This window comes from Myxococcus sp. CA056, assembly GCF_013336715.1.
GTDB classification, from domain to species: Bacteria; Myxococcota; Myxococcia; order Myxococcales; family Myxococcaceae; genus Myxococcus; species Myxococcus llanfairpwllgwyngyllgogerychwyrndrobwllllantysiliogogogochensis.
This window is the reverse complement of the sequence record NZ_JABUMT010000004.1, coordinates 178793-187300: the sequence shown is the minus strand read 5'-3', so window position 1 is coordinate 187300 and position 8508 is coordinate 178793. Positions and strand designations below refer to the sequence as shown.

Below are 8508 nucleotides of genomic sequence, written 5' to 3'. Positions count from 1 at the left end.
TGTACGCGCGATGCGCGGTCCCCCACGTCGGGGCTGCTATCGTCAGCAGGCCCGCTCCCGGAGTGGATGCTCCGGGGCGGCGGGCCCCGAGGGAGCACGCATCGTGATTGTCAGCATCGATGACCTGCGCCAGCGAGCACGACGCCGGTTGCCCCGAACCGTCTTCGACTACGTGGAGGGCGCCGCCGACGACGGTTTCACCTCCGGCGCCAACCGACGCGGCTTCGACCGCTATCTCTTCCGAGCGCGGGCCCTGGTGGACGTGAGCGCGGTGGACCACTCCACCACGCTGCTTGGAGAGAAGCTGGCCACCCCCATCATCCTGGGACCCACGGGGCTCGCGGGGCTGCTCGCGCCTCGGGGCGAAGAGCTGGCCGCGAAGGCCGCGGCGAGCCGAGGCACCGTCTTCACCCTCAGCACCATGTCCATCGGAACCCTGGAGGAAGTGGCCGCCGCGGCGCCCTCCCCACTCTGGTTCCAGCTCTACGTCTGGAAGGACCGGAGCGTCACGCGTGCGTTGGTGGAGCGCGCGAAGGCGGCGGGTTATCGCGCGCTGTGCCTCACGGTGGATGTGCCCGTCATGGGCAACCGGGAGCAGGACCGGCGCAATGGCTTCACCCTGCCTCCTCGCGTCCAGTTCTCCAACGTGATGGACGTGCTGCGCCACCTGGGTTGGGTGCTGCGCATGTCAAAGAGCCCGCGAGCCACCTTCGGCAACTTCGTGGACCATCCCTCGCTGACCCGCACCGACGCGGTGGGTGTCGCGCGCTTCACCAACAGCCAGTTCGACCCTTCGGTGACGTGGAAGGACGTGGAGTGGCTTCGCTCCATCTGGACCGGCCCGCTCGTGCTCAAGGGCATCACCTGCGCGGAGGATGCGCGACAGGCCGTCTCGCTGGGTGTCGAGGCCCTCATCGTCTCGAACCACGGAGGCCGGCAGCTCGACTTCCTCCCGGGCGCCATCGACGTACTTCCGGAGGTGGTGGACGCGGTCGAGGGCCGAGCGGAGGTCATCCTCGACGGGGGCATCCGCCGAGGCTCCGACGTGGTGAAGGCTGTCGCCATGGGCGCACGCGCCTGCATGGTGGGTCGACCGTTCCTCTACGGGCTGGCGGCGGACGGGCAGGCGGGCGTGGAGCTGTCGCTGGACATCCTCACCTCGGAGATTGACCGGACGCTCGCGCTGCTGGGTCGTCCGCGGCTCCGTGAGCTGGAGCGCTCCGCGCTGCGTGTCGATACCCCCGCGACCCTGGAACCCACCGCGTCCTCGCACCGACTGGAGACTTCCACCGTCACGAGGCGGGCGAGTGGGACAAGCGACACCTGAGTACCCCTCGGGACAGGGAGGTCAGGTTGACGGCGCGAGGTGACAGCCGTTAGCTTGCCGTTCCGTGTTGACGCCTTCCACTCCGATGGCCGCGCTGTTCCGCCGCTGCTGTCGGTCGTGTGCCTGTTGTGCCCTCTCGGGCCTGGGCTGTTGAAGCGCGCGCCGGAAGCCTCCTGATTCCCTCCGCGCCTCGCCTGGCCCCACCTCCGTCCCGAGGTCTGGGTCTGCTCCGCTGTTTCCCGCTCACCGCTTCCCGACGCTCCCTCATGCACCTCATCTCCACCCAGCCAGTCGCGACGCAGCAGGCGCCCCACGGGGCCCGCTGTGCGTGCTGTCTGGCGTGTGCGTGTGAGGTGTGTCCGCCGACAGGCGGGCCCCGAGCCTCGAGGAGCGGATAGCGGTTCCATCCCTTCTCCCCTGCTCGCGCGGCCCGCCCTCGAAAGAGGCGCGGGCCGTCTGCTTTTCAGCCCCTGGAGTCCACCGTGTCCGTCGTGCCGTCGTCCCCCGCACTTGGAATCGCTCGCGAGCCCTCGGCCCTGCTCGCGGAAGCCGCGTCGCTCGAAGCCGCCACCACCGAGGAGATTCTCGCCTGGGTCGAGCAGCGGCTCGGCGCGCGCGCGGCCATCGCCTCGAGCTTCGGAGTGGAGGACATGGTCCTCATCGACCTGGCGCGCAAGCACGCGCCCAGCCTGCGCGTCTTCACCCTCGACACCGGTCGACTGCCGTCGGAGACCTACGAGCTCATCGAGGTCGTCCGCAATCGCTACGGCATTCCCGTGGAGACCTACTTCCCGGAGCGAGCCCGCGTCGAGGCGCTGGAGTCGACCCAGGGCTACTTCTCGTTTCGCCGGAGCCTCGACGCGCGCAAGGAGTGCTGCGCCATCCGCAAGGTGGAGCCCTTGCGTCGCGCGCTGCAGGGACTGGACGGTTGGGTGACGGGGCTGCGCCGCGAGCAGTCCGCCAACCGCACCGAGGTCGCCATCGTCGAGCACGACCGCGACCATGGCGGGCTGCTCAAGCTCAACCCCCTGGCGGCCTGGAGCCGGCAACAGGTGTGGAGCTACATCCAGGCGAACGCCGTCCCGTACAACGCCCTGCATGACCGGGGCTACCCGTCCATCGGCTGCGCGCCGTGCACGCGCGCGGTGAAGCCGTACGAGGACGAGCGCGCGGGCCGGTGGTGGTGGGAGTCACGAGAGCACAGCGAGTGCGGACTGCACCGCGTTCGGTGACGCGGACTCCCGCCATGGCGACCTCTACTCCTGTCGACTATCCCGTCTGCCTCCGGCTGGAAGGCCGCCGCGTCCTGCTGGTGGGCGGAGGCGCCGTGGCCGAAGGCCGGGCCCTGGCCCTGCTCGAAGCGGGCGCGCGGCTCCACCTGATAGCCCCTGACGTCACCGACACCCTCCAACGCCTGGCCGCCGAGGGACGTCTGGACTGGGAGCGCAGGGCCTACGCCTCCGGCGATGTACGCGGCCACGCGCTGGTGCTGGCCGCGACGGATGAGCCCGCCGTGAATCAACACCTGACGGCCGAGGCGCGTGAGCTGGGCTTGTGGGTGAACACGGCGGACGAGCCGGAGCTGTGCGACTTCACCCTGCCCTCGGTGGAGCGACGAGGCCCCATCACCGTGGCGGTCTCCACCGCCGGTCAGGCCCCCGCGCTGGCGCGCCACCTGCGCAGGGAGCTGGGGGCCCAGGTCGCGCCCCACCACGTCTGGCTGGCGAGGCTGAGTGGATGGCTGCGCCGACGGCTGCCTCGTGGTCCCCGGCGTCAGCGCCTGCTGAAGCAATTGGTGGAGGGAGAGCCTGGCGCGCTGCTCGCGCGCGGTGAGCGAGGGGCCGCGGTGGCTCGGCTTCGCTCGGAACTGAAGACCTTCAAGTCGTCTGGAGAGTTCACATGAAGGAGTCGTCGAGAGGGCGCGTGTACCTGGTGGGTGCGGGCCCTGGAGATCCAGAGCTGCTCACGCTGCGCGCGGCGCGCTTGCTGCGAGAGGCGGACACGGTGGTGCATGACCGGCTCATCCACCCCGGAGTGCTGGAGCACGCGCGTCCGCACGCCCGGCTCATCTACGTGGGCAAGGAAGGTGGGGGCGAGTCGGTACAACAGGAGGCCATCCACGCGGTGCTCATCGCCCAGGCGCGGCTCGGCCGCACCGTGGTGCGCCTCAAGGGCGGAGACCCGTTCGTCTTCGGTCGCGGCGGGGAGGAGGCCCTGGCGCTGGAGGCCGCGCGCATTCCCTACGAGGTGGTGCCCGGCATCTCCTCGGGCATCGCGGTGCCCGCCTCGGCGGGTATTCCCGTCACCCATCGGGACATGTCCGGCGAGGTGACCTTCGCCACGGCGTTCCGCGCGGGGGGAGCGCCCGACTGGGGCTTCCTCGCACGCGCCCAGACGCTGGTGCTGTTCATGGCGGGAAACCGCCTGGAGGAGACGACGGCGGCCCTGGTCACCGCGGGTCGCGCGGCCTCCACGCCCGCCGCCCTGGTGGAAGCAGGCACCTGGGAACACCAGCGCGTGGTGGAGGCCACCCTGGGCACCGTCGCCCAGGAGGCGCGCAAGGCCGGACTGGGCTCTCCCTCGCTGCTGGTGGTGGGCGAAGTCGTCGCGCTGCGCGCTCGGCTCCCTTCGCTCGCGGCGAGGAATCACACGGCGACGGGAGACTCCGTCCCCCGGTTCGCGGAGGCGGGACATGACTGACACGACCCACGCACGCTCCACGCATCTGGAGGAGCTGGAAGCGGAGAGCATCCACATCCTCCGCGAGACGGTGGCGGAGTTCGCCAACCCGGTGATGCTCTACAGCATTGGCAAGGACTCGCAGGTGCTGCTGCACCTGGCGCGCAAGGCCTTCCACCCCGCGCCCCTGCCCTTCCCGCTGCTCCATGTCGACACGACGTGGAAGTTCCGGGACATGTACGCGTTTCGCGACGCCTTCATCGCGCGACACGGTCTGCGGCTGCTCGTCCATCAGAACCACAAGGCGCTCGCCGAGGGCATCAACCCCTTCGACCACGGCAGCCAGAAGTACACGCACGCGATGAAGACACAGGCGCTGCTCGAAGCGCTCGCACTGCACGGCTTCGACGCGGCCTTCGGTGGAGCCCGCCGCGACGAGGAGAAGTCCCGCGCCAAGGAGCGCGTGTTCTCCTTCCGGGACAAGCATGGCCAGTGGGACCCGCGCCGGCAGCGGCCAGAGCTGTGGAACCTCTTCAACGGCCGCGTGGACGCGGGCGAGAGCATGCGCGTCTTCCCCCTGTCCAACTGGACGGAGCTGGACGTTTGGCACTACGTCCTGCGCGAGAAAATCCCGGTGGTGCCGCTCTACTTCGCCGCCGAGCGCCCCGTCATCGACCGGGGTGGCACGCTGCTGATGGTGGATGACGAACGCATGCGCCTGCGCGCCGGGGAGCGGCCCACGCTCCGGCGGGTGCGCTTCCGGACGCTCGGCTGCTACCCGCTCAGCGGAGCCATCGAGTCATCCGCCACCACGGTGGAGGCCGTCATCCACGAGATGGTCCACGCACGTCAGTCCGAGCGCCAGGGCCGACTCATCGACCACGACGAAGAAGGCTCCATGGAGCTGAAGAAGCGCGAGGGGTACTTCTGATGGACACCGCACTCCAGGCCGTTGCGCAACCCGACATCCAACGACTCCTCGACGAGCACTCCAACCGGGCGCTGCTGCGGCTCGCGGTGGTGGGCTCGGTGGACGATGGCAAGTCCACGCTCATCGGCCGACTCCTCTTCGAGTGTGACGGACTCTTCGAGGACCAGATCTCCGCGGTGCGACGTGCCAGCGCGAAGCGGGCCGCCGCCCGGACGGAGCTTCCTCCTGAGCTGCTGGCCCAGGGGCTCAAGGCCGCGGCGGGCGCGGGTGACGAGGAGGAGCTGGACTTCTCCCTCTTCACCGACGGCCTGCGCGCCGAGCGCGAGCAGGGCATCACCATCGACGTGGCGTACCGGTACCTATCCACGGCACTGCGGAAGATCATCATCGCCGACACGCCAGGACACCTTCAGTACACGCGCAACATGGCCACGGGTGCCTCCACGGCGGACGCGGGCGTCATCCTGGTGGACGCGCGACTCGGCGTCCTGCCGCAGACGCGGCGCCACGCGTACATCGCCTCGCTGCTGGGCATCCCCTACCTCGCGGTGGTGGTGAACAAGATAGACCTGGTGGGCTACGAGCGCGCGACGTTCGAGCGCATCGGCTCCGAGCTGGTGGACTTCGCGCGCACGCTGGGCTTCGAGGGCGTGCGCCTGTTCCCCGTCAGCGCCAGCCGGGGCGACAACATCACCCGCCTCAGTCCCCGCACACCCTGGCACGAGGGCGGCACGCTGCTGGGCTGGCTGGAGTCGCTCCCACACCAGCGGCGGCTCGACGGCGCGGCCTTCCGCTTCCCCGTCCAGTACGTGCTGCGGCCCCATCAGGACTACCGGGGACTCGCGGGCCAGGTGGCCTCCGGCACGGTGCGCGTGGGAGACGAGGTGCAGGTGCTGCCCTCGGGTCGCAGGACGCGCGTGGAGGCCATCGACACCTTCGACGGCGCCAAGGAGGAAGCCTCCGCGACGGACTCCGTCACACTGCTGCTCACGGACGACGTGGACGCCAGCCGAGGCGACCTGCTCGCCCACGTGGACCAGCCGCCCCTGGCGCTACAACACCTGGACGCGATGCTGGTGTGGTTCGGTGAACAGCCGCTGGACGTGACTCGCCGCTACCTGGTGAAGCAGACCACGCGCACGGCGCCCGCGCAGTTCGAGCGTGTGCTCTGGCGCAAGGAGCTGGAGACCCTCTCGGAGGTGCCCTCGGAGTCGCTGGCGCTCAACGACATCGGCCGCGTCCGGCTGGTGTGCCGCCGGCCCCTGTTGTGCGACCCGTACCAGGAGAACCGGCGCACGGGGGCCTTCATCGTCATCGACGCGCTCACCCACGACACCGTGGGCGCGGGCATGGTGCTGGGCCCCGCGGAGTCCAGTTCGCGCGCCGGTGCGTCGCTCGTCACGAGCGCCGAGCGACACGGACGGCTGGGCCAGGTCGGCGCCGTCGTCCTGCTTCCCGCCACGCCCGAGGCGGCCAGTCGCGCGTTCGCGCTGGAGCGTGAGCTGTTCAACCTGGGCCGCCATGTCGCCACCGTTCCCGGGGACGTGGAAGTGGCCCTGGCCCTGGCGCGCGCGGGCTTGTTCGCCCTGGTCTACACGGAGGCGCCCCAGGTCCGGCGTGCGCTGCGAGAGGAAGCCCATGACGCGGGCACGGGCTGGTGGGAGCTGGACGACGCGGAGGCCCCGGAGCAGTGGGCACGACGCCTCACCGCCCCACGGGAGGACGCGACGTGAGCGCCTCCTCCCCAGGCAATCTCACCCTGTCCCCGCCTCCTTTCATCGGCGCATTGCTGGGCGCGGAGAAGGGCACGTTGCTGCTGGAGCTGGTGGCGGGGCTGGACCCGACGGCGCTTCATTGGCTGAGTGGTTACGCCGCGGGCCTCGCGGCACGCCCCGGTGCGGTCTCCACGGCGGCGTCCGTCGCCATGGCTCCCACGGCGACACCCGCCGCGCCCCTCACCATCGTCTACGGCACGCAGACGGGAAACAGCCGGCTGATCGCCGAGCGACTCAAGCACCAGACGGAGAGCGCGGGCCTTCCCGTGCGCATCATCCGGGCCAGTGAGTACCCGGTGCGAGAGCTGGCGCGCGAGAAGCTGCTGGCCGTGGTCATCAGCACGCAAGGAGACGGAGACCCTCCCGACGACGCGCGTGGGTTCTGCGAGCACCTGCTGGGCAAGCGCGCTCCCCGACTGGAGGGCCTGAGCTACGCGGTGCTCGGACTCGGGGACACCAGCTATCCGAAGTTCTGCGAGGTGGGCCGGGCACTCGACGCGCGACTGGCGGAGCTGGGTGCCACGCGGCTGGTGGAGCGCGCCGACTGCGACCTGGACTTCGAGCCCATCGCCACGGGCTGGTTGGACCAGACGCTTGGTCGCGCTCGCGAGGCGCTCGAACCGCGCACGCCCGCCGTCGCCACTGTCGTCCCGCTGCGAGGCGCCACGGCGACACCCACCGTGGGCAAGGAGGCCCCCTTCTCCGCGACCGTGCTGGTCAACCAGCGCATCACCGGACGGGGCGCGCTCAAGGACGTCCGCCACGTTGAAATCTCCCTCGAAGGCTCCGACCTGGAGTACGCGCCGGGCGACGCGTTGGGGGTGTGGGCGCCCAATCCACCGGAGCTGGTGGACGCCGTCTTGAGGCAGCAGCGACTGGATGGCGCGGAGCCGGTGACGCGCGACGGGAAGACACTCCCGCTGGCGGTGTGGCTCTCGGAGGGACTGGAGCTGACGCGTCTGAGCCGGCCCTTCCTGGAGCGACACGCCACGCTCGGCGCGAGCACCGCGCTCCAGTCCGTGCTGACGCCCACGGGCGCGGAGGCCTTCCGCGCGCTGCTGAAGAGTCATCAGGTCATCGACGTGCTTCGCCAGCACCCCGCGCCGTGGAGCGCGAAGGAACTGGTCCTCTCGTTGCGCAAGCAGACGCCCCGGCTGTACTCGATTGCCTCCAGTCCCAAGCGCGTGGGCGAGGAGGCGCACCTCACGGTGGCGGTGGTCGACTACACGGCCTTTGGCGAGCGCCACCTCGGCGCCGCGTCGTCCCATCTGTCCACGCGAGGGGCGGACGCGGACTCGGTGCGGGTCTTCGTGGAGCGCAACGAGCGCTTCCGGCTGCCGGAGGACACGGACCGGGACGTGGTGATGATTGGCCCCGGCACGGGCGTGGCGCCCTTCCGGGCCTTCGTGCAGGAGCGCGCGGAGGTCGGCGCGCGCGGACGCAACTGGCTGTTCTTCGGAGAGCAGCACTTCCGCAGCCAGTTCCTCTACCAGTCGGAGTGGCAGGAGGCGTTGAAGAAGAAGACGCTCCACAAGCTCTCGCTCGCCTTCTCCCGCGACACGGCGGCGAAGGTCTACGTCCAGCACCGGCTGCGCGAGGCGGGCAAGGAGCTCTACACCTGGCTGGAAGGCGGCGCCCACCTCTACGTGTGCGGCGATGCCCAGCGCATGGCACCGGATGTCCACGCGGCCCTGGTGGACGTCATCGCCGAGCATGGTGGCCGCGGCCGAGAGGACGCCGAGGACTGGCTCAAGACACTGCGTGACGAGCGGCGCTACCTGCGTGACGTCTACTGA

General features: G+C 70.3%; 7 protein-coding genes. All 7 read left to right on the top strand.

Going from position 1 to position 8508, the window contains the following annotated elements; translation table 11 throughout:
• Nucleotides 1-103: 103 nt before the first annotated feature.
• Nucleotides 104-1327: an alpha-hydroxy acid oxidase gene (locus HUA76_RS19300; RefSeq protein WP_174461728.1), complete on the top strand. Its 1224-nt coding sequence runs from the start codon at nt 104-106 to the stop codon at nt 1325-1327.
• A 482-nt stretch (nt 1328-1809) separates the two neighbouring features.
• Complete coding sequence (locus HUA76_RS19295; RefSeq protein WP_174458397.1) at nt 1810-2559, top strand: phosphoadenylyl-sulfate reductase; 750 nt, start codon at nt 1810-1812, stop codon at nt 2557-2559.
• Nucleotides 2560-2573: 14 nt separating this feature from the next.
• Nucleotides 2574-3230, top strand: a complete 657-nt coding sequence (locus HUA76_RS19290; RefSeq protein WP_174461727.1) for a bifunctional precorrin-2 dehydrogenase/sirohydrochlorin ferrochelatase — start codon at nt 2574-2576, stop codon at nt 3228-3230.
• Complete coding sequence (gene cobA, locus HUA76_RS19285; RefSeq protein WP_141644627.1) at nt 3227-4027, top strand: uroporphyrinogen-III C-methyltransferase; 801 nt, start codon at nt 3227-3229, stop codon at nt 4025-4027. The genes HUA76_RS19290 and cobA overlap by 4 nt, the downstream gene beginning before the upstream one ends.
• A complete protein-coding gene (cysD, locus tag HUA76_RS19280; RefSeq protein ID WP_174458398.1) occupies nt 4020-4937 on the top strand; it encodes a sulfate adenylyltransferase subunit CysD in 918 nt (305 codons plus the stop codon). The genes cobA and cysD overlap by 8 nt, the downstream gene beginning before the upstream one ends.
• Nucleotides 4937-6670 (top strand): GTP-binding protein, encoded by a 1734-nt coding sequence (locus HUA76_RS19275; RefSeq protein WP_174461726.1) that lies wholly within the window; start codon nt 4937-4939, stop codon nt 6668-6670. The genes cysD and HUA76_RS19275 overlap by 1 nt, the downstream gene beginning before the upstream one ends.
• Entirely contained in the window at nt 6667-8508 is a 1842-nt protein-coding gene (locus tag HUA76_RS19270; RefSeq protein WP_174461725.1) for an assimilatory sulfite reductase (NADPH) flavoprotein subunit, read from the top strand. The genes HUA76_RS19275 and HUA76_RS19270 overlap by 4 nt, the downstream gene beginning before the upstream one ends.

Excerpts from the sequence above, each read along its gene's own strand:
- HUA76_RS19290 (WP_174461727.1), top strand. The coding sequence starts at position 2,574 with ATGGCGACCTCTACTCCTGTCGACTATCCCGTCTGCCTCCGGCTGGAA.
- cobA (WP_141644627.1), top strand. The coding sequence starts at position 3,227 with ATGAAGGAGTCGTCGAGAGGGCGCGTGTACCTGGTGGGTGCGGGCCCT.
- cysD (WP_174458398.1), top strand. The coding sequence starts at position 4,020 with ATGACTGACACGACCCACGCACGCTCCACGCATCTGGAGGAGCTGGAA.
- HUA76_RS19275 (WP_174461726.1), top strand. The coding sequence starts at position 4,937 with ATGGACACCGCACTCCAGGCCGTTGCGCAACCCGACATCCAACGACTC.